The sequence below is a fragment of the Bacillus fungorum genome (assembly GCF_002746455.1).
Lineage (GTDB): Bacteria > Bacillota > Bacilli > Bacillales > Bacillaceae_G > Bacillus_A > Bacillus_A fungorum.
Genome location: NZ_NWUW01000006.1, coordinates 82,638 through 107,260, shown reverse-complemented (window position 1 = coordinate 107,260; position 24,623 = coordinate 82,638). Strand labels below are relative to the sequence as shown.

The window sequence follows — 24,623 nt, the reverse complement described above, 5'->3', positions numbered from 1 at the left end:
AAGTTCAACATAACGGTGTTGTCCGTTAGCAATTACTAGAAAAACCGTTCACTGCTAAAGTTTAGAGGTGGTAAGTAATAATCCCGTACTAGGAAGCTCACACCCTAAGGCTTCCCTCTCTGAAAATCGTAGAAAACTACTCATGTCCTCATCATGACATTTCAATATATTTCATTTATGTAGGTAATTATATGCTCAAAAACTTAGAAAATCAAGGGCGTTACCTTTATTTTTTAAATTTTTCACATTGCGCTCAAACTCATGTAATCCATGTAATTGTACCCGTTCTTGAAATACATTTCGCAAAGTAATAATCATATTATGGTCTTGTTCTTTCGTATATAAATAAATTTTTTTCGGCGAAATAGAAAGAAGTGGTGCAATTACTTTCGTATCAATATATACATCCTTTTGTTTTAATAAGTCTTCATCTATATATTGAACTAATTTTTCTTGTTTTAAACGTCTACCTTTATCATCATAGAAAATAAAACTTTCATCAAAAATAAGATGTACACATGACAAACGTGATTTCCGGCTACGGACTTGTTGCCGGAGCGTCTCAATAAACATTTGATATTCTTGTTCCAACTTATACTCATCAATCGCCACTTCAGCAAGCTTAGCTACCATTTCCCTATATGTACGAAGACGAAAACGAACATATGATGAAAACGAGAATGAAAGCGGATCACAAAGCCAGTTATTTAAAGAGGATTTAATATATGTTTCAAATGTGTGACGTGTTAATTCACGAGCAATTCCTTTTCTTCTTCCTTTTAAAATTTCTTGTGCCATATGCAATATTTGATGACACTCTTCCTCTTCTTCATAAAAAAACTTCTCTTTTAAGATTGTATATATCCACTCATTTTGCTTTACATTCACAATAAAATACACCATTACTGGCAATAAAATCTTTTCAATATAATTTGATTCACATACTGGTATGTGAATCACCACTTTTTGTTCCTGTAAATACACACTCGTTTCCTTATATAACAGTTCCGCTCTTTTCAGTAGTTGTCTATATACATGTATAGCATCATTTTTTTCTTCGAAGCAAATTTCAATCACTCTTGTCCCCCCCTTTTATCCCCGCTCTAAAGGATTGTATCTATACGTTACAAATCCTATAAGAGTCCGTCCCGCGTGAAGTTCACTCTTAGTAGAATTACATTTCCTATCGTTAGAAAATCCACTCGATATGGCTTGCTAATTTTATATATATTAAGGGAGGGAGAAAAAAATGATACAAGCTACAATGAATTTTTTATTGTATACTTTATTCATCACTAAAAGGGGGTATCTGAATGTTTGAATATAAATTCGTAAAAGTCGAATTACATTGGGGTTCACTCGCTCAAAACCAGCTGAAGACTACCAAGAAATTATTCAAGAACATGCTAGAGATGGCTGGAGGTTCGTACAGATTGTTGCCCCTACGATTGGCAGTTCTGGACAACCTGAATATTTCGACCTCATATTTGAAAAGAAAATATCACTATAATACAAAAGAGCAAGCTTCTCAGCTTGCTCTTTACTTATGACGACGGTTTTTCCCGCCAATTGTAATTGGCTTCGCTAAATATTTAATTCGTTCCATAATACGTGCTGCTTTCATTTGTTCTGCTTCACCACGCTGTGTATACGTTAAATGATGTTCCAACTCCTTGAAATCAAAGTTAGACGTAAAGAACGTCGGTAAGTTTTCTAACATACGGAATTGCAAAATTGCGCCAAGCACATCATCACGCACAAAGCTTGACATCGCTTCTGCTCCAATATCATCTAACATTAACACTTGTACGCGTTTCACCGCATCAATCTTTTCCCCAATCGAATTATCTTGAATCGAACTTTTAATTTCACGTAGAAATTCAGGGAAGTATACGAGCATCGAACTTATTTTCTTTCGAGCAAGCTCATTCGCAATTGCTCCTAACAAATACGTTTTCCCTACACCAAATTTACCGTACAAATATAAACCTTGTACTTTTTTACCAGGTTCATATGTACTTAAAAATTCATTGGCTGCACCAATTGCATCAATACGCGCATCTAAATCCGACGGATCTAAGTTTTCCATCGTTGCCTGTAAAATATCAGTTGGCATATATACACTTTGAACGAGTTTTTCATATTTCTTCCTCTCGTCATATGCTACTTTTCTAACGCAACGATCATATTGAATATCAATCATCTTCCCTTGGATAACGAGCTTTGGCTCATATCCTTGCAGCATGTTTTTACACGAACCTAAATCTGGACAATCTGCGCAACCTACACTTTGTCCAATATATTCGTATAATTTTACAAGACTGCGCTCAATCATAGAAGTTGTTACTTCACCTTTATGTTCGTCTATAAATTCTTTCACACGCGGATGTGCCATTACTTCCGCCTTTAATACTTCATATCTATTTTTAAAATTTTCATTTTCCATTAACTTTGCAAATGAATTTTGAATATGCTCCATTTCCTCACCTCAAAGAGCGTTCATTCTCTTCTATTAATCACGCTTATATTTTTTCAACACTTCTTCTAGTCGTTTTCGTTCATCATCTAACGTACTTGCATCTTTTTTCTTACTTACATCTTTCTTCACTGTTTCTTTCTCTTGTTCTTTCGGCTCTTCTTTCAGCCAATCTGGTACCATTTCTTTTCGTACCGTTTTCTTCGACGTACGGCCTTTTTTCTTCGTCTCAGCCCATTCTTGATATTGACGGTTTTCTTCTTTCGCTAACCCCATTGCTTCAGCTACTGTACCAACCTTTTTACGTGCCCAATGTCCAGCAATCTTCTCCACATACGTTTTCGCAAGTTTCATATCTGAGCGTAGCATAACGTAATAAATAAGTACATTCACAACACCTGGCGTTAACTTTTGATTGATCATTACATCTTCAACGATTTGCAAGTCAGCCTTCGTCGCCTCTGCACCACCAGAAATTTCTTTCAATAGTTGTTTTGGTGAGATTTCCTCTAACTGTTTGATTAACATCTCTTCTTGCGTAGAAGGCTCTTTCTCTTTCATCATACGCGCAGCGTGAGGTTGTACTCTTTCACTTAATACAGGTAACGCTTGACCGTTTTCGAACTGATACCAATCACGTGCTCCTTTTCTAAGCCTTTCGATATCAATTGTCTGCATCTCTGTCACCGCACCAAGAACGATATTTTGCATCGATAATACATCTACATCATACACGTAAGCAAGTGTAATGACACATTCTCGCACTTGATCTGTAATCGCCTTTTTAGGAACAAGAGCGGACAAGCCATCTACAAATAAGGAGAAATCAAAGAAATCATTCCAAACTTTCGGAGCGTCTCCCTTCTCGTTACTTGGCATAGCTGTCGTTTTTGGAATACGAAGATCTTCTTGCGCATGCTCAAGCTGTCCTGGATTAAACGAACCAAACACATCATTGAAAGAACGCGTAACATTTTCATAAGATACAAAATCAAATTCTTCTTCCAAGAAATATTGCTTTACTTGATTATATTTTGTCCGACTCAATCGATTGTATAAAAAGATACTTAACACAATATCATCAAAAAACTGCTTCGGAGATAAAGGTGGTTGCAGCTCGTATATAAACATTCGAATATCTTTTTCTTTCTTAATATATACTTTCAAAAGCCCAATTGCCTCTAACTTTACTCGTTCCTCATATATTTCGGGAAGTTGCATTTGCATGGTCACCATAAGGGAATGATGCGTATTCTCTTTTCCAAACACACGATCTTGCTCTAACTCTCCCCATAGCGTCATGTACAAGCTAAAAGCTCTACTACCTATTAACGGCTGATACAACATCGTTAACACTTTTCGGTCGTAATTATGCAATAACCCTTTCGCACTTACTTTATAACGATCAATCGGCAATAGCTCCATCCATGACTGTTTTTCCATTCTTGCTTTTCCTTTCTCTCATCCAAACTATCCTCTACTTCATTCAATCTTCATTATATAATTTCTTAGCGAAAAAGAGCTATTAGCTTTCGCTTCTAGCTCTCTTATCTCATTACTTACGGTATGTAAAGAGAATACAATACAAATTCTACTCTCTTTCTTTTTGCAGTATATCTTTTAATTCTTCAATAAATACATTTAAATCTTTAAATTGGCGATATACAGAAGCAAAACGCACGTAGGCAACATCGTCGATATCACGCAGCTCTTCCATAACAATTTCACCAATCATATCACTTTTCACTTCCGATATACCTAAATTACGAAGTTCACGTTCCACACTTTGAGTTACTTCTTCTAACTGTCTTAAAGATACTGGTCTTTTTTCGCATGCTTTAATTAAACCACGTAAAATCTTTTCTTTATTAAACTCTTCTCGTGTACCTTCTTTTTTTACAACGATAAGAGGTGACTCTTCTACTCTTTCAAATGTCGTAAAGCGGCTTAAACAGCTTTCACACTCTCTCCTTCTTCGAATAGAGCGCCCCTCGTCTACCGGACGCGAATCTAACACTCTTGTACCATTATGAGAACAGGATGGACAACGCAATATATTCACTCCTTTACACTATACTCTTTATTTTTTCTCTACTTACTTCATCTGACAATATATATACATTATTATATAACTCATTCTAACTCTCTTACCACTTTAAGTTGAAGCGCATTATTTTATCATCTCGTTTTCGAAAATAAGATGGCAGATGGAATGCTAACTTATTCGTAAGAGCTCCATTTATTCAACTAACGAGTACGTTATATTTTCCCTTTTTTATAAACTAAAAAAGAGGTGCATTATACACCTCTTTACATTTTAAATCAATTATGTTCTTTTTTAAAGAGCTTTTGTTTCTCTCTGCTTAATTTCGAAGCTACCAGTGCCTCGAGGAAGCTCGATGCTCTCACGCGTTTTCGCGTTTAAACCTTCTGCAATATATTCTGCAGCAACATTTGGATCAATACGATCCCCACAAGTATAAACATCAATACTTGCGTAACCGTGCTCCGGAAAGCTATGAATTGTTAAATGTGATTCCGAGATAATTACTACTCCACTTACACCTTGTGGTGCAAATTTATGGAAAGCTACCTCACGCACTTCAGCACCAGCTCTTAGTGCTGCATCCACAAATAATTGTTCAATATACGGCATGTCATTAAGCTTGTCGAAATCGCAATCCCAAAGTTCAGCGATCACGTGACGACCCATCGTATCCATAGTATCCATTCTACAGTTCCCCCTTGTAAATTTATTCTAACTGTTCGAATTGAAAACTAATTTGCAATTTGGCTTGCTCCACTACCACGGGGGAAAGTTAGTCCAGAGAGGTCCTAACCCTTTAAGTAGTGACTACGTACCTCAGCTCTTAAGTTTACGAGTGTTAGTATACTTTGTTTATTTTCATTTTGCAACAACAGTTTTTTCGATTTTCTGTCATATTTTCCTCTTTACTTTTCCCTAAAAAAAATAAATGATTCACAAATACAGTAATCCCAACGTTTCGTGGTATGTCCACTCCCGAAAATATACTCATATAATTTTTTTCCTTTTCAGAAAAAAATAAAAAAGAGGGCAAATATTCACTTGCCCTCTCCCTTATTCACTTAAATGTGTTGCACATTTTCTTGTTTCGCTAATTCACCAACAACTAACGTTACAAGATCTACAACACGACGAGAGTAGCCCCACTCGTTATCATACCAAGCAAGTACTTTCACTTTACGATCACCCATTACCATTGTAGATAAACCATCAATAATAGCTGAGTGTGTATTTGTATTAAAGTCAATAGATACTAAAGGCTCTTCACTAAATTCTACAATGCCTTTTAACGCACCGTTTGCAACAGTTTTGAATGCATCATTAATAGCTTCTACTGTCACATCACGTTTTACGTCTACTACTAAATCAACAAGAGACACGTTTGGTGTTGGTACACGAAGTGCCATACCATGAAGTTTTCCATTTAAATGAGGAAGAACTTTTGCTAGCGCTTTCGCAGCACCTGTCGTTGTCGGAATGATTGATTGTCCGCAAGCACGTGCTCTTCTTAAATCTTTATGTGGGTTATCAATATTTTTTTGGTCATTTGTATAAGCGTGAACAGTCGTCATTAAACCGTTTTCAATTCCAAACTGCTCATCTAACACCTTAACAACAGGCGCTAAACAGTTTGTTGTACAAGATGCATTTGAAATAACAGTATGTTTTGTAATATCTAATTGGTCTTCGTTCACACCAACTACAATTGTTACATCTTCATTTTTACCAGGCGCTGTTAAAATAACTTTTTTCGCTCCAGCTTCAACATGAAGAATTGCTTTTTCTTTTGAATTAAATTTACCAGTTGCTTCAATTACAACTTCAACACCAAGATCTGTCCAAGGCAATTCCTTTGGATCGCGGTTGTTTAAAAGGCGAATCATTTTCCCATCAACTAATAAGTGATCTTCAAATGCTTCTACTGTTCCGTCAAACTTGCCGTGAACTGTATCATATTTAATTAAATGTGCTAACGTTTCAGATGGATAGCTTGCATTGATTGCTACAATTTCGAATGCGCTTTCTTTTATTGCCTGACGAAATACCATTCTCCCAATACGTCCAAATCCATTAATTGCCACACGAGTCATAATATGTTATCCCCCTTGAATGCGTTATACTATTTATCTCCAATCCCAATAATAGTATAACACAAAAAGGGGATATGTCACTAAGCATTTTCATTAATTTCACAATTTTTTAGTCAATAATGTTCCAATTCTTTAAAATCACCTGCAATTGTGTTTTCGTTCCCATAATTGTGCCATCATTATTTATCACTTCATCTGCATTCTTCACTTTTTCTTCTAACGGTATTTGAGATTGAATACGCGCTGTTGCTTCCTCTTCTGAAAAATTATTTCGCTTCATTAAACGTTCTAATTGCGTATGCGGCTTAACTGCTACAACTAAAACGCGGTCAACGAGACTTGTTAATTTACTTTCAAATAAGAGAGGAATATCTAACACAACCGCTTGCGCACCTTCTTTTATGTACATTTCCTTTTGCTTATTCATTTCCTCACGCACTGCAGGATGAACAATTTTGTTTAACTGCAATCGTTTCTCTTCATTATAGAAAACGACGCTTCCTAATTTCGGCCGATCCAGTTCTCCATCTTCTTGTAATACTTCCGTTCCAAACACTTCTACAATTTTGTTATATGCTGGCTTTCCTCGTTCTACAACTTCTCGCGCAATAATATCTGCATCAATAACTGGTATACTGAGCTCGCGAAACATTTGAGATACTGTACTTTTTCCGCTTGCAATACCTCCCGTTAATCCAATTACTACTGTCATCATATAATCCTCCTCATAATAAAAGGCGCGAAACTAATGTTCCACGCCCGTACTTACATTTTCCAAATTCCAATAATAATGAGTAATACCCCAGGCAGGAATGTAAATTTTTGCAACCATTTCATATTTGATAAAACTGTTCCAAGTTTCATCCCAATAAATAAAAACAAAGAACTCATCACTGCAACTAATATCGCCATCATAGCTGGTGCATACCCTAATAAAGATGCACCAATTCCAGCACCGAACGAATCTATAGAAAGAGCGATGCCAAGAAGTAGCGCTTCTCCTGCAGAAATGGTGCCTGATTTATCAAAATCTGCAACAGTCGGTTTCCGTAAAATTTGAATCACTAGCCCGAGCGAAGCGATTTCTAATTTCCAAACCTTCTCCTCTTGCTTCGGTTCTTCTTTTTTCTCACTTCGAAAAAATTGATATAATACCCAAATCCCTATTCCAATAAGAACAAGCCCACCGATACGCGTTGCGATAACAGGTGAAAATACTTTCGCGATCATATGTCCAATTCCCATTGAAACAATCATAACAGCCGCTGAACACATTCCGATAATTATAATTGATCTTAGTGGAATTCTTACGCTTCTTAAACCATATGTTAGCCCTACACTACAGCTATCTAAGCTTAATGTAAAAGCTAATAAAATAAGAGATAAATAAAGGTACATCGGTAAGCTCCTCCCTTATACATAGCTCTGCTGTATGTATATGACAAATGCCTATCCGATGTTATCTCTTTTCTATATTCTTGGCTGACAAATCGGGCAGTAATGCGTTCCTCTTCCGCCAACAACTGTTTTTTCTAATATCGTACCGCAAGTCACACACGGTTCTCCTTTTTTTCCATATACATTTAGAAGTTCTTGGAACGAGCCAATTTGCCCTTGTGAGTTAATATACGTTCGAATTGTACTTCCGCCACGTTTCACCGCTTCGCCTAACGTTGTAACAGTCGCCTCATAAATTCGCTCAATTTCTTCTTCTGTTAAAGATGATGCTTCTCGTTCTGGATGAATTTGAGAACGGAATAAAACTTCATCTACATATATATTTCCAAGTCCTACTAAAAGACGCTGGTCCAATAATACGACTTTTATTTTACGATTTGTCTTTTGCAATCTTTCTTGTAAATACTGCGGTGTCAATTCAGCATCAAATGGTTCTGGACCTAAGTCGGCAAGAGGCATTTGATTCAACTCTTCACCTTTCTTAAACAGATGCATCGTACCAAACTTTCTTACATCTTTATAATGTAATTCAGTTCCATCTGTAAATACGAAACGGACGTGCGTATGTTTATCAATCGGCTCATCCTCTTGATGCAGTAAGAACTTACCTTCCATACGCAAATGTGAAACAATCACATAATTCGTTACATATAAAAGCAAAAACTTTCCTCTTCGCTTTATATTTTCAATCTTCTCGCCTCTTAGCATTTCTTTAAAGATTTCTACATCATCTGGTCGTTTTACTATTTTCGGATAAGTAACAATGACATCTTCAATCGTTTTTCCTGTTACAAGATTTTCCAGTGTCCGTCTGACGTTTTCAACCTCTGGTAATTCAGGCATTTCATCACTTCCTTATTTTGCGTCGTACCAAGTTGGACCGTAAGAATAATCCACTTTCAGCGGAACTGCGAGTTCAATTGCATGCTCCATTACTTCTGGTACAAGCTTCTCTAATTTTTCAATTTCTTCTTTTGGCGCTTCAAATATCAATTCATCGTGTACTTGCAGAAGAAGACGTGCTTGTAATCCTTCTTCTTCTAAACGATCTGCCATAATAATCATCGCTTTTTTAATAATATCTGCTGCAGTACCTTGAATTGGTGTATTCATAGCTGTACGCTCAGCAAAGCTACGTAAATTGAAATTACGACTCGTAATTTCCGGAATATAACGGCGGCGATTTAATAATGTAGCCACATATCCTTTTTGTTTCGCATCTTTTACGATGTCATCCATGTATTCTTGTACACCAGGGAAACTTTCTAAATACTTTTCAATAAATTCCGCTGCCGCTTTTCTTGTAATTCCTAAGTTTTGCGAAAGACCATAATCACTAATACCATACACAATTCCGAAGTTAACAGCCTTCGCTTGTCGTCTCATATTTGAAGTTACTTCGTCTTTTTCAACACCAAATACATCCATAGCTGTTTTCGTATGAATATCCATGTCATGTTGGAACGCTTCAACTAGCCCTTTATCATTTGCAATATGAGCTAATACACGAAGTTCAATTTGTGAATAATCTGCCGCGTACATAATCCATCCTTCTTCTGATGGAACGAATGCCTGACGAATCTTTCTTCCTTCTTCTAATCGAATCGGGATATTTTGCAAGTTCGGATCCGTTGAACTTAATCGACCTGTTTGCGTTAATACTTGATTGAAACGAGTATGGATTTTAGATGAATCTTCATGTACAACTTTTAATAAACCTTCAATATAAGTTGAATTTAGTTTCCCTAATTGACGATAATGTAAAATGTTTGGAATGATTTCATGGCGATCCATAAGCTTGTCTAGCACATCAGCTGACGTAGAATAACCTGTTTTCGTCTTTTTAATAACGGGTAAGTTTAAGTTCTCAAACAGAATAACACCAAGCTGCTTCGGTGAATTAATATTAAATTCTGTTCCCGCAAGCTTATAAATTTCCTGTTCCATTTCCTTTAATCTACCTGCAAGTTCTTCTCCCATATTACGAAGACGCTCCGTATCAACTTTTACACCTTTTACTTCCATATCAGCTAATACACGCGCAAGTGGTAATTCTAACTCTGTAAACAGTTCATATTGCTCATTCTTCTCTAACTCTTCAACGAATGTTTGCTTTACATCGTATAATACATGCACTTTACGAGCTACATGCTCCGCTACTACCTCTAGATCTGGAACAGCACGCTTTGCACCTTTTCCATAAACTTCTTCATCGGATTTCACAGCATGCGTTTCTTTCATTTTCGCTACAGTACGGAAATCTTTATCAGTATCAGCCGGGTCAAGTAAATAAGCAGCGATTAATAGATCAAAGTCAATCCCTTGTATATCTATACCGTTCCATTTCAATGCAACAATTGCACGTTTCGCATCAAATGTATGCTTTCTCATTTCTCCATTTGCAAGCCAGTCTTTAAAAGCGTCTGACTTAAGAGCAATGTCGGTCTGAATAAAGTAGCAACCATTTTCATTTTGAATACCAAAACCTTGAATGTCTGCTTTATGATAGTTATCTTCTTGTACTTCAACAATAAGCGCACTATCTTGCTGAAGCATTTCTTCTGTAACTTCTTCCACAATATCAAATGTAATATCATCTAATTCAGCTGGAGCCGTTTCTTCTGGCGTAACACCTAATTTATTTAAAAGAGATGTAAATCCTAAATTCTCGAACATTGGAATGACATCACTTGCTTCATATCCTTTATATTCCATATCATCCACATGCACAGCAATTGGCGCGTCTGTAATAATAGTTGCAAGATCTTTACTCATAAGAGCTTGGTCTTTATTCGCTTCCAGTTTCTCTTTTAATTTCTTCCCGCTTACTTGATCTAGATTTTCATACACTTCTTCAACCGTTCCAAACTGTGTTAACAATTTAATCGCAGTTTTTTCACCAACTCCTGGTACACCTGGAATATTATCTGATTGGTCTCCCATTAAACCTTTCATATCGATAATTTGCTTTGGTGATAAGCTGTATTTTTCAAATAAAGCTTCTTTCGTATATTCATCTACTTCCGTAATCCCTTTTCGAGGAATACATACAAGCGTGTTATCAGAAACAAGTTGCAGTAAATCTTTATCTCCTGAAATAACTTTTACACTTGCTCCTTGTTCACTCGCTTCTTTTGCTAGCGTTCCCATAATGTCATCCGCTTCATAATTTTCCAATTCATAACGCGGTACGTTGAATGCATCAAGCATCTCACGAATAAACGGGAATTGTTCTGATAATTCAGGTGGAGTCTTTTGACGTCCTCCTTTATACTCACTATAAGTTTTATGACGGAATGTCGTTTTACCCGCATCAAATGCTACTAACATATGCGTCGGTTTTTCTTCCTCTAATATTCTCATTAACATCATTGTAAAACCGTAAATTGCGTTCGTATGTATACCTTTGTCGTTATTTAAAAGCGGTAGTGCAAAGAAAGCACGATACGCGATATTATTACCATCTACTAATACGACCTTTTTTTCCAAATCAGAAACCTCCCCATACAAATTTGAAATGATTTTTTTCACAGAAAAAAACCGTTCCTTTCCTCTCTCTATATTAACATGACTAATAGAGAGAAGAAAAATAACGGCTATTTTCTATTATATATACAAACGTTTACTAATATAAAAGGGAAGTGACGAGAACAGCATAACTATTCTCGTCCAAAATTACTCCTTGGATGAAGGGGTTTTCATGTATTATATTAACAGAGCTTTATTAATATTTAATTAAGCCATTGTTAATATATTGTAAACATCCTTCATCCTATTTTTCAGTTGCTGATTTTGGTAAAACAACTGTAAATGTTGTCCCTTCTCCTACTTCACTATCCACTGTAATCGTACCGTGATGCGCCTCAACTAAATGCTTTACAATTGATAATCCAAGGCCTGTACCACCAGTATTTCTACTTCTCGCTTTATCCACTCGGTAAAAGCGTTCAAAAATACGCGGAATTTCCTCTTTATTAATACCAATTCCAGTATCCGATACTTTTATATAAGCATTATATTTATCTTCTGCTAATTCTACAGAAACAACGCCTCCAGCCGGCGTATATACGATTGCGTTATTCATTAAATTAATAAAGATTTGCTGCAAACGACTTGGATCTCCAATGACAGAGACACGCTTTAACGCATTTACTTGTAAAGAGATTTCTTTTTCTCCTGCTTTATTATCAAGCACCATATGAATGTCTTCAAGAAGTCCCTTCATATCAACGGTCCCCATACTCAATTTAAACCCTTGTTGCTCAATCTTTGATAAATCTAATAAATCTTCAATTAACCCTTGCATACGTTCACTTTCTTTTAAAATAATATGCAAGAAATGTTCGCAGAATTTTTTATTATCCATAGCTCCATCCAAGAGCGTTTCTGAAAAACCTTTAATAGAAGTAATCGGTGTCTTTAGTTCATGAGAAACATTCGCTAAAAAGTCTTTTCTCATTTGTTCTAATTTCTTTAACTCAGTAATGTCATGGAATACAAGGACAATCCCTTTCCATTCATGATTCGTCCCGATAATCGGTGCTCCATATACTTCGAAATGCTTTCGCTCAATTCCAAGTGGCAATAACATTTGTTTACGCACTTTCACTTCTGTCATAAAGATTTCTTCCACAAGCTCTATAATTTCCGGGTGATGAAACGACTCATAATATAAACGATCTAAATATTCTTCATCTGTTACATGGAAGGTCTCCTTATACGAACGGTTTACAAGGTTTATATAACCGCGGCTATCAATTAAAATCATTCCACTTCCCATGTTTTCAATTAACGTATGCAGACGATCTTGTTGCATTTCTTGCTCAAGTGTCATCTCTTGTAAATTACGGGCTAAAATATTAATCGCTTTACTTAACATTCCCGTTTCATCCGAATGACTTTCATAAGCTCGCGCTTTATAATTCCCTTTCGCTAATTCAATAGCAACTTTCGTAACGGATTCAATCGGTCTAATATATTGCCCTGTAATTTTCATACCTAAAAATACAACTACGAGACAAGCCATAACAAATCCGATAATTAATAATCCCCACGTTTTTTGATGAACAACTTTCAAAGGCTCAATTGTACTTTTCACCAAAATGTACCCTTGTTTCCCTGCTACATCTTGAACGAATACCGCATGATAAAATTCATTATTCTCATCTGTTTCTTTCGTAATGACTTTATTTCTTTGTTTTGTTGTTTCAGATGAAAGTTCTTTAATTATCCCTTGGCTAAACGCAGACTGTTCTCCCCCGCTATATTGAACTTTCTTTTTCTCATCTACAAATGCAATAGAAGCCTGTATTTTTTCTCCTAACTTTTCAAATACATATGGATTTTTTAAAACATCATCAAAACCTTGTTCTTCTGCTAATACCGCAACATACTCTGTCTCTTTTACCATTCTCTCTTTTGCATGATCTATATAGTAGTTTTCAAACACGGTTTCCAGTAATAAACCGAGTCCGACTAAAATAAACACAATAAGAGAAACAAATGTAAAAAGAAGCCTGGAACGAAATTTATTCATCCCCTTTTGGCTCCTCTAATTTATATCCTAAACCACGTATCGTTTTAATGTACGTCGGTTTTTTCGTATTTTGTTCAATTTTATCGCGCAAATGGCTAATATGAACGTCAACAATTCGTGTATCACCAGCAAAATCGTAGTTCCATACAGCACTTAATAATTGATCACGTGTCAACACGCGACTTTTATTTTTCGCTAGATAAACAAGTAGTTCAAATTCTTTTGGTGTTAATTCAAGCTTTCTTCCTTGGAAATAAGCCTCATAAAATTCCGGCAAAATTTTAAGTTCAGCAAGTGTGATGCTCTCTTCATCTGACGATTCTGCAACTTGTTCTTCTTGTTGTAATTTCGTGCGGCGCAAAATTGCCTTCACACGCGCGACAACTTCCCTCGGGCTAAATGGCTTCGTCATATAATCATCTGCCCCAAGTTCAAGACCTAGCACCTTGTCAAACTCATCATCTTTTGCTGTTAACATTAAAATCGGCGTCATAACGCGCTGCAATCGTAATTCTTTACACACTTCCATACCATCCATTTTCGGAAGCATTAAATCTAATATAATTAAATCTGGGCGTTCTGTTGTCGCTTTTTGAAGCGCCATTTCTCCATCCATCGCTGTTATCACTTCAAACCCAGCTTGTTGTAGATTAAATTCAATTAAAGTTAAGATAAATTCCTCATCATCAACTACTAAAATACGATTGTTCATTCTTTTCCTCCAAGTTATAGACTTGAAACCCTCTTCATCCTAGTATTTTCCCCGTTATTCTCATCATACTAGAAAACAAGGTCCCTCTCAATATAATTGTCTATTCATGGATTCAGATTGTTCTATCGTTATTACTCATTCACTTCCATTAACGTGTTGTTATCCATACTTTATACACATCTATCTTTTCATTCCATTCTACTTCCGTATGAATATTGAATTCTCGATTTTGCGCTAGAAAAAACGAAAGAGCATACGCTATTTTATAGTCCAGCGTTTCATATCCATCAAATAGTTTTCCATACATTTCATTCGCAATTGAATCCGCCCACACTTCAGCTTCTCTCATCGTTTCAAAGATAACGTCTTCTTTTTTCCATCTCATCCTAAAAAACCACCCCTTCGATTGACTTCAATTATCAAATCAATATATAGTAAATATTGCTAATCTAAAAATCCTGATATAAAAGACAAGGAGACTCTATTATGCGACTAGTTCTACCTATTCTATCTTTAATAGTAACGTGCATTCTTACATTCAACGCCCCAAGCTGGGATACGATTAAAACAGGTTGCTCCGATTTCGCCGAGGGATTCACACAAGGATTCTTCAACTAAAAATAGCGCTAGCCCCTTATAGTAAGGTATGCTAGCGCCATTCATATTTTCATGCTTTAAAAATTATCTAATGCTTTTTCCATAATAGAAACAGATTTAAAAGGTGGCGTTACTGTTAATGATCCTTTCACAACAGTCTCTCCCTTTTCATCATGAGCAGACACAAGCATATCAATTGTATGTTCCTCCTCAGAAACAGCCACAACTTCAAAGTGGATTTGTAACGTTTCATAATGGTGAACATGCTTCACGAACGTAAGGTCCTTCCTCGTAATATGACTACCTGGACCTGGTAAATATTTCGTAACTGCCGTTGTAATTATTCCTGTTAGCATAATGCTTGGTACAATCGGCTTTTCATACGGAGTTTGGGATGCGTAATCATGCTGAATATATAATGGATTGGCATCATTCGTTAACCCTAAGTACAATAACAAATCTTTATCCTCAATTTTTTCAGTGATAGATAATTTCTCTCCTACTGTAATTTCATCCATTTTACGACCAATTTGAACTTTTTTCTTTAACATGTTACAACCCCCTCCGATTTTTTCACCTTATTATCCTACTAAAAACGATACCTTATCCTAAATTTACAATGATGAGGGCAATGTATAGTATAAATCTACAGTTTCATTATAGGATATTACAAATGATAGCGTTTTCATATTATTTCAAAAAAACATTTGCATAAATAGTAGAAAAAGATTCGGGGCCCCGAATCTTTTTCTACTTATATTTAATTATTAAACAAGAACCTTCATAACATTACGTACAGATTCTACAGAGCGATCTAACGCTTCTTTTTCATCTGCAAGAAGTTCCAATTCAATAATTTTTTCAATTCCGTTACCACCTAGAATTACTGGTACCCCTAAGTAAAGGTCACTATAACCATATTCACCTTCAAGGTACGCAATAGCCGGTAATACACGGCGTTGATCTTTTAAAATCGCTTCTGTCATTTCAACTAAAGAAGCAGCTGGTGCGTAATATGCACTACCGTTTCCTAATAAGCCTACAATCTCGCCGCCACCTTTACGGGTACGTTCTACGATTGCTTCTAAACGCTCTTTCGGAATTAACGTTTCTAACGGAATGCCACCTGCATAAGAATAACGTACAAGAGGTACCATATCGTCACCGTGTCCACCAAGAACAAATCCTGTAATGTCTTTCACAGAAAGGTTTAATTCTTGCGCGATGAATGTACGGAAACGAGCTGTATCCAATACGCCCGATTGACCGATAACACGCTCTTTCGGGAATCCAGCTTCTTTAAATACAGAATATGTCATTGCATCAACTGGATTTGTTAATACAACAATAATCGCATTTGGTGAATGTTTTGCAATATCGCGCGTAATACTTTTCATAATTTTAGAGTTTGTTGCTACTAAGTCATCACGGCTCATACCAGGCTTACGTGCAATACCTGCTGTAATAACAACAACGTCAGAATCAGCAGTATCTGCGTAATCAGATGTTCCAATAATGTTAGCATCAAAACCTTGTACTGGGCTCGCTTCTAACATATCTAACGCTTTCCCTTTTGTTGGATTTTCCAGTTGTGGAATGTCCACTAATACAACATCTGCAAGTTCTTTTTGTGCTAATAAGAATGCTGTTGTTGCTCCTGTAAATCCTGCACCGATGACTGAAACTTTCTTGCGTTTGATTGTCATAATTTACCCCCCGCTTTAATTATGCGTTTTTGATTATCGCTACATCCATGTTTTTAATAAGTTCATTAGCGAACTCAGAACATTTCACTTCTGTTGCACCTTCCATTAAGCGTGCGAAATCATAAGTTACTACTTTTGAAGCAATTGTTTTCTCAACGGAAGCAGTTACTAATTTCGCAGCTTCGTTCCATCCTAGGTGCTCTAGTAATAATACACCAGAAAGAAGAACTGAAGATGGGTTTACTTTATCTAAACCTGCATATTTCGGAGCTGTACCGTGTGTAGCTTCAAAGATAGCATGTCCAGTCACATAGTTAATATTTGCACCAGGTGCAATACCAATTCCACCTACTTGTGCAGCAAGTGCATCAGAGATGTAGTCTCCGTTTAAGTTCATTGTTGCAACAACATCGAACTCACGTGGACGAGTTAAAATTTGTTGTAAGAAGATATCTGCAATAGAATCTTTTACGATGATTTTTCCAGCCACTTCAGCGTCTGCCATCGCTTTATTCGCTGCATCTTTACCATCTTTCTCAACGATGCGATCATATTCAGCCCAAGTAAATACTTTGTCACCGAATTCTTGTTCCGCTACTTCGTAACCCCAGTTTTTGAAAGCACCTTCTGTAAATTTCATAATGTTTCCTTTATGAACTAATGTAACAGAAGAGCGTTTTTCGTTAATTGCATATTGAATTGCAGCACGAACAAGACGCTTTGTCCCTTCTTCTGAAATTGGTTTAATACCAATACCAGATGTTTCTGGGAAGCGAATTTTATTAACACCCATTGCTTCTTTTAAGAAAGCAAGAACTTTTTCTGCTTCTGGAGATCCTTGTGCATATTCAATTCCAGCATAAATGTCTTCTGTATTTTCACGGAAAATAACCATATCAGTATCTTCCGGACGTTTTACAGGTGAAGGAACACCTTCAAAATAACGAACTGGACGTAGACATACATATAAATCTAATTCTTGACGAAGTGCTACGTTTAGCGAACGAATACCACCGCCAACTGGAGTTGTAAGTGGACCTTTAATCGCGATTAAATATTCACGGATTAAATTTAAAGTTTCTTCTGGTAACCACTCGCCTGTTTGGTTGAATGCTTTTTCCCCTGCAAGCACTTCTTTCCAAACGATTTTCTTCTCACCGTCATAAGCTTTTTCAACTGCTGCTTCTAGTACACGAGATGCAGCTGCCCAAATATCAGGACCAATTCCATCTCCTTCGATAAATGGAATAATCGGATTGTTTGGTACATTCATAACACCATTAGTTACAGTAATTTTTTCACCTGTCATCAATGTGATAACCCCCATGTTTGAAATTTCATATGTATGAAACTGAGGGAATAACCCCTCAGTTCAAACCGTTAGTCAAATTAAAATATTCTAATCATTACATCTTTCCAAAAAAATCAGACTTTTGAAAGCGTATTTTCACTATCAAAATAGTGTTTTTCGCTTATCGTTGTGCAATTGGTACATACACTTGATGTGTTGGTCCATTGTAATCAGCACGTGGACGGATTAAACGGTTGTTTTCATATTGTTCTAGAATATGAGCTAACCAGCCTGACATACGGCTAATCGCAAAAATAGGTGTAAATAAGTCATGGTCAATTCCTAAACAATGGTATACAGAAGCTGAATAGAAATCAACGTTTGGTGGAAGACCTTTTTCTTTTGTTACAATGTCTTCAATTTTGATAGACATATTATACCATTTCTCTTCTCCTAAAAGCACGCATAATCTCTTAGACATTTCGCGTAAATGTTTTGCACGCGGATCACCCTGCTCATATACACGGTGGCCAAAGCCCATGATTTTCACTTTATTTTGAAGAGCATTATGAATATATGATTCTACATTTTCTTCTTCGCCAATTTCAGTTAACATCTTCATTACATTTTCATTTGCCCCGCCGTGAAGAGGACCTTTTAACGCACCGATTGCTGCTGTAATGCCAGAATATACATCTGAAAGTGTAGCTACACAAACGCGTGCAGTAAATGTAGAAGCGTTTAACTCATGATCTGCGTGAAGTACAAGCGCCTTATCAAAAGCTTCAATTTCAACTTCATTTGGCTCGCGATCATTTAACATGTACAAGAAGTTTGCAGCTAATGATAAATCGTTTCTAGGCTCAACAACATCTAATCCTTTACGAATTCTTGCATAAGCAGCAACTAAAGTTCCTACTTGAGCCTGTAATTTAACCGCTTTCAAATAATTGGACTTTTCATCCATAATTTCAGCGCTCTCATCATATAATGATAGCATGGAAATTGCAGTTCGTAAAACAGACATCGGATGTGCGATTTTTAAATCTACTTGTTTCAAATATGTTAAAATCTCATCTGGGACTTTATAGTATTCCGATACAGTCTCTTTAAATTTCGCTAGTTCTTTTTCATTAGGAAGCTTGCGATGCCATAATAAGTACACCACTTCTTCAAATGTAGCATTCTCCGCTAAATCATCAATATTATACCCAACATAAGTTAATGTATCATCAATAATAGAGCTCACAGATGATGTTGTTGCTACTACCCCTTCTAAACCTCGAATAACAGTCATGACATTCTCTCCTTTTCCTGAAAATTCTCCCAACCTTGCTCCTTATATCTATTTGCTCCCCTTTTAAATTATGAACGCCCGTTCACTCTTTAGGCAAGCAAAATGCACGATCATGCAAATTTGTTGCGATGTTCCCCTCTTATTGTCCATTGTCTACATGGAAAGCATGAGCGTGAATGTCTCCCCGAATCCTCACGCTCAAAACAACAAGTTAGTGAGGAAAATTAATTCCGAAGAGTTTTATGATAAAAACAACATAAAACAATATCATTATAAAATTGTTTTATGTTGTTTTTATTTTATCTGGTGTAAAGTCTCTGCTGTTATGTAACTTTTCAAAGTTTCTAATCCTATTATAAACAATTATCTGACTTTTGTGAACAGAAAGAATTCAAAAATTTTATATTACTATAAAATTTCTTATTTAAACATCTGTATAATACTCATAACTGCATAGGCAATTCCAGCCCCAATTAATGGACCTACAGCAACTCCATTAAATAACGCAACCGCTATAATTGTCCCGAAAACGAGCGCAGTTGTAATATGAGGATCCGTCGTTAATAATTGTACGCCTCCCTTCGCTAACAAAGCAACTGCTACCCCTGAAGCTAGAGCTATCCATGCATAATACGATTTCGCTGCTTCTCCAAGTTGTTTAAAACCTATTTCCCCCGTCGCAATCGGTACGAGTACTGCTATTGTAATAACCGTAACACCGAGGTTAATCCCTTTCGTTTGTAGATAAGGAAAGACTTTATCTCCTAGAAACGTAAATTTCAATAAAAATAACACACCAATAGCTACAGTAAGCGATTGATTTTTCGCAATAAGTCCTATAATAAGTAGTATGAATAAAAATAACGTTGACTGACTAATCATGTCTGCACTTCCTTTCTGAAAATAATGAACTCATTTCCAAACAAAAATACCTTTAAACCTATCGTTATACATGATATACGGATGGCTATTTATCGATAAAACCTTCCATTTTTCATGCATTTTAAAATGAAAAAACGAGACTTTCACCAAAAAAATTAAAGCATATATACATGTTTGAAAACGGTCGTCTCTTCTTTCTTTTCTAATAAGAAACAGGTAAAATAAAAAGAAGAGAAAATGAAGTTTTTACCATATAGTAGAAGCATCAGCACCAAGCTTTTACAGTCACTCATGTACTGAAAAAGCAGGAAAAAATCCATCATTCCACTATAACATAAAGTGAAACTTTAATCAGTGCATCACACTCGTTATAAGTTGAACGAATTAGGATAATCCAAATTGGAATGGGAGGTATACATCTTTGAATCGAAACTTACTATATATGATATTGCGACTCATATTTGTCATTGTAGCGACGGTAGTGGGGTTCTATGCATTACTATATATGTCAGGACTTATCTACCCTTTTATTATCGCTTTCGCATTTGCTTATTTGATTAATCCTGTCGTCAATTTCCTTAATCAAAAACTACAATTTCCTCGCGCACTAGCAGTACTCGTTAGCTTAATTCTTGTATTCGGAGCTATCGTCGGGCTCGTTACATATCTCGTAACCGAAGCAATATCTGCCACAACATACTTACTACAACTTGTTACAGTAAAGCTTCCGGATATCGTTGCATTCGCAGAGCAGTTTGCACTTAATCATATTATGCCTCTCTATGATGATTTAATTTCTAAATTTAATCATCTTGGAGAACCACAACGCCATACGATTACACAAAACATTCAAAACTTAGGAACCGAAGCAACGACGCAAATGAAAGAACTTTTAACCGCTATTATAAGTGGGTTAACAAATTTCATTAGCGCGCTACCAACAACTTTAACTGTACTTGTATTCGTTTTATTAGCCACTTTCTTCATTAGTTACGATTGGCATCGTCTTGCTCAGAAAGTAAGAAAATTTTTACCTAACCGTGTCCATGGCTATGGAAAAACTATTTTTGTCGATTTAAGAAAAGCTTTATTCGGTTTTGTTAAAGCACAACTTACACTCGTATCTATGACAACTATTATTGTACTAATCGGACTTTTAATATTACGCGTACCATACGCCATTACTATCGCGATTATTACAGGGGTTGTAGATTTACTCCCGTATTTAGGAACAGGAGCTGTCTTCGTTCCTTGGGTTATATACGTATTTTTCACTGGCGACACCGCTTTCGCCATCGGCCTTCTCATTTTATACATCGTCGTGATTGTCCAAAGACAAATTATGGAACCTAAAGTACTTTCATCTAATATCGGCCTCGATCCATTAGCAACACTGATTGCTCTATTTGTCGGCTTTAAACTCTTTGGCTTCTTAGGATTAATCATCGGCCCAGTCACCTTAGTACTACTTAATACATTGCACAAAGCTCGTGTATTCCATGATTTGTGGAAATATATTAAAGGCTCACCTTCAAAATAATAATTTCTAATTCATATACAACAAACAACTTACATGTAATCAGTGGGAATTTCCCACTGATTATTCCTTGTACTTATTTTTCACACTCATTACATACAACAAGAGAATTAGACCCAAAATAGGATCATTCTCTTGTTTTTTTGCATAGAAAACGCATATTTCGAGGTGTTTTTACATATTTATTCTATTCAATTCATAATTATTACTAACATTTATTACCTTTTATGTAAATGAATAAATATACAAAATACCGTAGAATGAGACTTAAACAAATATTTTCCCCACTCTTATCTAACTTTTTCATACCAATTGATTCATTTTACACACAAAAATAAGCTTGAGTTCAGAAGGATCTTCCTACAACACACTCATGAGCCACCCCCCTTAAATCACATACCTAACCAAAAGATACATAGCAAATTTATTAAAGTAAAACTTTAATCTGTTAGGTTTTTTTCTTCACTCATTATTAACCTTCACCAACCGAACTTATACGGACAGTCTATTTTCCATCTAACTCCTTCACACCCGCCAATTGTAAAGTAGAATAAAACAAAACTTTAATTAACCGAGCCCTTAACCATCCCCTTACCCTTTTGTAGGTAAAAAAAATAGCGCTTAGATTGCTATAATCTAAACACTATTTCTGCACAATAATAGTAGAGTTCTTTCTAAACTTCCATTCCATCCACTTCATAACAAACGGCTTCAACAAAGCCCTCGTCATAGGGATAACAAAGATAAAACCCATTATATCCGTTACATATCCAGGAAGTACCAAAAGAATACCTCCTACAAAGATAAAAATACCATCCAGTACTGCCCCGCCTGGCATTTCTCCTCTATTCAACCTAAATTGAATCTCTCTTAGCACTTTAAACCCTTGCCTTTTCGCCAAATACACACCTACAACACCCGTAAATACAATCATAGCGAACGTAGACCATAAACCTATTACATGGCTCGAACCAATCAAGACCGTAATCTCAATCGCCGGTATTAAAATCAACAAGAATAGTAGCCACTTCACAGTTCTACACCCCTCTCACATACTATCACTTTAAACACCCTTACAACGCCCATACGCACCACATAAAAGTCGAATATGTTTTTATATCAAACTCCCTAACAAAAAGCTTTTAAAAGCAATTTCAGACGTTTCAAGCTGGTTCTACATCATTTTTGTGTAAAAAAAAGAGAAGGACTCCGATCCTTCTCTCCGTATTACTTATAGCACTTCCGCATGTCCATTATAAACAATTCCGCGTGCTGCATCAACTGTTACTTCTTGGCCATTTTTTAAAGTTGCTGTTACGCCGTTTACACCAACGATAACAGGAATACCGATTGATACACCTACAACAGCTGCATGGCTTGTTAGGCCACCTTCTTCTACAACTAGAGCAGCAGCTTTTTCGATTGCAGGAATCATATCTTTATCAGTGCTTGTTGTAACAAGAATATCACCTTCGTTTACGTTCGCTACAGCTTCAGCAGCTGTTTTCGCTACAACTACTTTACCTTTTGCAGCTTTACGACCAATTCCTTGTCCTTTAGCAACCTCTTCACCAACAACATGGATTTTCATTAAGTTTGTTGTACCAGTTTCAGCAACTGGTACGCCAGCAGTGATTACTACAGTGTCTCCAAGTCCGATTAGACCTGCATCCATACCTGTTTGAATTGCAGTATCTAACATTTCGTCAGTAGACGCTGCACGTTTTCCAGCCATAAATGCTTGTACACCCCAAACAAGTGCAAGACGACGTCCTACTTGCTCGTCAGATGTTACAGCTACAATTGGAGATTTTGGACGGTATTTAGAGATCATTTTCGCAGTATATCCACTTTCTGTTGGAGCTACAATTGCAGCTACATCAAGAGCAAGTGCTGTATGCGCAACAGATTGGCTAATTGCATCTGTAATTGTTGGAGTAAACTCTTTAATACGTTTTTTGAACATATCTTCATATTGTAATGATTTTTCAACACGTACTGCAATGTTAGCCATCATTGTTACTGCTTCTACTGGGTATTGTCCAGCAGCTGTTTCACCTGAAAGCATGATTGCATCTGTACCATCGAAGATTGCGTTAGCTACGTCACTTGCTTCCGCACGAGTTGGACGTGGGTTACGTTGCATAGAATCTAACATTTGTGTTGCAGTAATAACTGGTTTACCTAACACGTTACATTTTTTGATTAGACGTTTTTGTACTAATGGTACTTCTTCTGGTGGAATTTCTACACCCATGTCACCACGAGCTACCATTAAACCGTCAGAAACTTCTAAGATTGAATCGATGTTATCGATACCCTCTTGGTTTTCGATTTTTGGTACAATTTGGATGTATTGAGCGTTATGCTCTTCTAATAATTCACGGATTTCTAATACGTCAGATGCTTTACGTACGAATGAAGCTGCGATGAAATCAACTTTTTGCTCGATACCGAAAATAATATCTTTTACGTCTTTTTCAGTGATACCAGGAAGTTTAATGCTTACGTTTGGTACGTTAACACCTTTTTTGTTTTTTACAGTTCCGCTGTTAAGAACTTTTGTACGGATGTTTCCATCAGCTTTTTCGATTACTTCTAGTTCGATAAGACCGTCATCGATTAGAATGCGAGAACCTGGGTCTACATCGTCATAAAGACCAGCGTAAGATACAGAGAACTTCTCCGCAGTACCTAATACTTGCTCAGTAGAAAGAACTACTTCTGCACCTGTTACAAGCTCAGCTTGTCCGTCTACGAAGTCGTGAGTACGGATTTCTGGACCTTTTGTATCAAGTAAGATACCAACTGTTTTACCAGTTTTCTTTGAAGCTTCACGAATGTTTTTAATACGAGCGCCGTGCTCTTCATGGCTACCATGAGAGAAGTTTAAACGAGCAACGTTCATACCTGCTTCGATTAATTGCTCTAATTTCTCAATACTTTCACTAGCAGGACCTATAGTACATACAATTTTAGTTTTACGCATATTGC

21 protein-coding genes, 1 pseudogene and 1 other annotated feature (1 of these 23 only partly in view) are annotated in these 24,623 nt (G+C 36.4%); of the genes and pseudogenes, 2 read left to right on the top strand and 20 right to left on the bottom strand.

The features are described from left to right. Positions 1–164 (bottom strand) — a binding site (T-box leader) (it extends 65 nt beyond the left edge of the window). 31 nt (positions 165–195) lie between these two features. After that, a complete protein-coding gene (gene ytxC, locus CO726_RS10845; RefSeq protein WP_098760124.1) occupies positions 196–1,077 on the bottom strand; it encodes a putative sporulation protein YtxC in 882 nt (293 codons plus the stop codon). 236 nt (positions 1,078–1,313) lie between these two features. Between ytxC and CO726_RS10840 the strand changes: the two are divergent. Beyond that, a pseudogene (locus CO726_RS10840) lies at positions 1,314–1,510 on the top strand (DUF4177 domain-containing protein). Between the two features lie 30 nt (positions 1,511–1,540). On the opposite strand, the gene dnaI reads toward CO726_RS10840, so the two are convergent. The 17 genes from dnaI to CO726_RS10740 form a co-directional block, all read right to left on the bottom strand. Beyond that, positions 1,541–2,479 carry a primosomal protein DnaI gene (dnaI, locus tag CO726_RS10835; RefSeq protein WP_098760125.1) on the bottom strand — a complete coding sequence of 313 codons (939 nt, stop codon included), beginning with the start codon at positions 2,477–2,479 and terminating at the stop codon, positions 1,541–1,543. Positions 2,480–2,512: 33 nt separating this feature from the next. Next, complete coding sequence (locus CO726_RS10830) at positions 2,513–3,919, bottom strand: replication initiation and membrane attachment family protein (RefSeq protein WP_099684248.1); 1,407 nt, start codon at positions 3,917–3,919, stop codon at positions 2,513–2,515. Between the two features lie 148 nt (positions 3,920–4,067). After that, positions 4,068–4,529 carry a transcriptional regulator NrdR gene (gene nrdR, locus CO726_RS10825; protein ID WP_001203687.1) on the bottom strand — a complete coding sequence of 154 codons (462 nt, stop codon included), beginning with the start codon at positions 4,527–4,529 and terminating at the stop codon, positions 4,068–4,070. 285 nt (positions 4,530–4,814) lie between these two features. After that, positions 4,815–5,198 (bottom strand): adenosylmethionine decarboxylase, encoded by a 384-nt coding sequence (gene speD / locus CO726_RS10820; protein WP_002003660.1) that lies wholly within the window; start codon positions 5,196–5,198, stop codon positions 4,815–4,817. Between the two features lie 386 nt (positions 5,199–5,584). Next, positions 5,585–6,613 (bottom strand): glyceraldehyde-3-phosphate dehydrogenase, encoded by a 1,029-nt coding sequence (locus CO726_RS10810; RefSeq protein WP_099684247.1) that lies wholly within the window; start codon positions 6,611–6,613, stop codon positions 5,585–5,587. Positions 6,614–6,722: 109 nt separating this feature from the next. Further along, entirely contained in the window at positions 6,723–7,325 is a 603-nt protein-coding gene (gene coaE, locus CO726_RS10805; RefSeq protein ID WP_099684246.1) for a dephospho-CoA kinase, read from the bottom strand. A gap of 53 nt (positions 7,326–7,378) precedes the next feature. Continuing rightward, on the bottom strand, positions 7,379–8,011 hold the full coding sequence (gene ytaF / locus CO726_RS10800) for a sporulation membrane protein YtaF (protein ID WP_099684245.1): 633 nt from the start codon (positions 8,009–8,011) through the stop codon (positions 7,379–7,381). Positions 8,012–8,083: 72 nt separating this feature from the next. Next, positions 8,084–8,914, bottom strand: a complete 831-nt coding sequence (mutM, locus tag CO726_RS10795) for a DNA-formamidopyrimidine glycosylase (RefSeq protein WP_099684244.1) — start codon at positions 8,912–8,914, stop codon at positions 8,084–8,086. Between the two features lie 12 nt (positions 8,915–8,926). Then, the gene (gene polA / locus CO726_RS10790) at positions 8,927–11,560 is read right to left on the bottom strand and encodes a DNA polymerase I (RefSeq protein ID WP_136699547.1); all 2,634 of its coding nucleotides are present in this window, start codon (positions 11,558–11,560) and stop codon (positions 8,927–8,929) included. A 283-nt stretch (positions 11,561–11,843) separates the two neighbouring features. Then, on the bottom strand, positions 11,844–13,607 hold the full coding sequence (gene phoR / locus CO726_RS10785) for a sensory box histidine kinase PhoR (protein ID WP_099684242.1): 1,764 nt from the start codon (positions 13,605–13,607) through the stop codon (positions 11,844–11,846). After that, positions 13,600–14,319, bottom strand: coding sequence for a two-component system response regulator PhoP (gene phoP, locus CO726_RS10780; protein WP_099684241.1), 720 nt, complete (start codon positions 14,317–14,319; stop codon positions 13,600–13,602). The genes phoR and phoP overlap by 8 nt, the downstream gene beginning before the upstream one ends. 148 nt (positions 14,320–14,467) lie before the next feature. Further along, the gene (locus CO726_RS10775; RefSeq protein ID WP_099684240.1) at positions 14,468–14,704 is read right to left on the bottom strand and encodes a hypothetical protein; all 237 of its coding nucleotides are present in this window, start codon (positions 14,702–14,704) and stop codon (positions 14,468–14,470) included. Between the two features lie 289 nt (positions 14,705–14,993). Then, a complete protein-coding gene (locus CO726_RS10765; RefSeq protein ID WP_098447188.1) occupies positions 14,994–15,467 on the bottom strand; it encodes a MaoC family dehydratase in 474 nt (157 codons plus the stop codon). Positions 15,468–15,683: 216 nt separating this feature from the next. After that, positions 15,684–16,622: a malate dehydrogenase gene (gene mdh, locus CO726_RS10760; protein ID WP_000153232.1), complete on the bottom strand. Its 939-nt coding sequence runs from the start codon at positions 16,620–16,622 to the stop codon at positions 15,684–15,686. Between the two features lie 19 nt (positions 16,623–16,641). After that, a complete protein-coding gene (gene icd, locus CO726_RS10755; protein WP_136699545.1) occupies positions 16,642–17,934 on the bottom strand; it encodes an NADP-dependent isocitrate dehydrogenase in 1,293 nt (430 codons plus the stop codon). Between the two features lie 160 nt (positions 17,935–18,094). Beyond that, positions 18,095–19,243, bottom strand: coding sequence for a citrate synthase (gene citZ / locus CO726_RS10750; protein WP_136699543.1), 1,149 nt, complete (start codon positions 19,241–19,243; stop codon positions 18,095–18,097). Between the two features lie 387 nt (positions 19,244–19,630). Next, positions 19,631–20,092, bottom strand: coding sequence for a DUF441 domain-containing protein (locus CO726_RS10740; protein WP_000625507.1), 462 nt, complete (start codon positions 20,090–20,092; stop codon positions 19,631–19,633). A 421-nt stretch (positions 20,093–20,513) separates the two neighbouring features. Between CO726_RS10740 and ytvI the strand changes: the two genes are divergently transcribed. After that, entirely contained in the window at positions 20,514–21,632 is a 1,119-nt protein-coding gene (ytvI, locus tag CO726_RS10735) for a sporulation integral membrane protein YtvI (protein WP_098760137.1), read from the top strand. Between the two features lie 640 nt (positions 21,633–22,272). Here the strand turns inward: ytvI and CO726_RS10730 are convergent. Both CO726_RS10730 and pyk read right to left on the bottom strand, forming a co-directional pair. Further along, positions 22,273–22,662 carry an FxsA family protein gene (locus CO726_RS10730; RefSeq protein WP_099684238.1) on the bottom strand — a complete coding sequence of 130 codons (390 nt, stop codon included), beginning with the start codon at positions 22,660–22,662 and terminating at the stop codon, positions 22,273–22,275. A 198-nt stretch (positions 22,663–22,860) separates the two neighbouring features. After that, a complete protein-coding gene (pyk, locus tag CO726_RS10725) occupies positions 22,861–24,618 on the bottom strand; it encodes a pyruvate kinase (protein WP_060632499.1) in 1,758 nt (585 codons plus the stop codon). Positions 24,619–24,623: the final 5 nt, after the last annotated feature.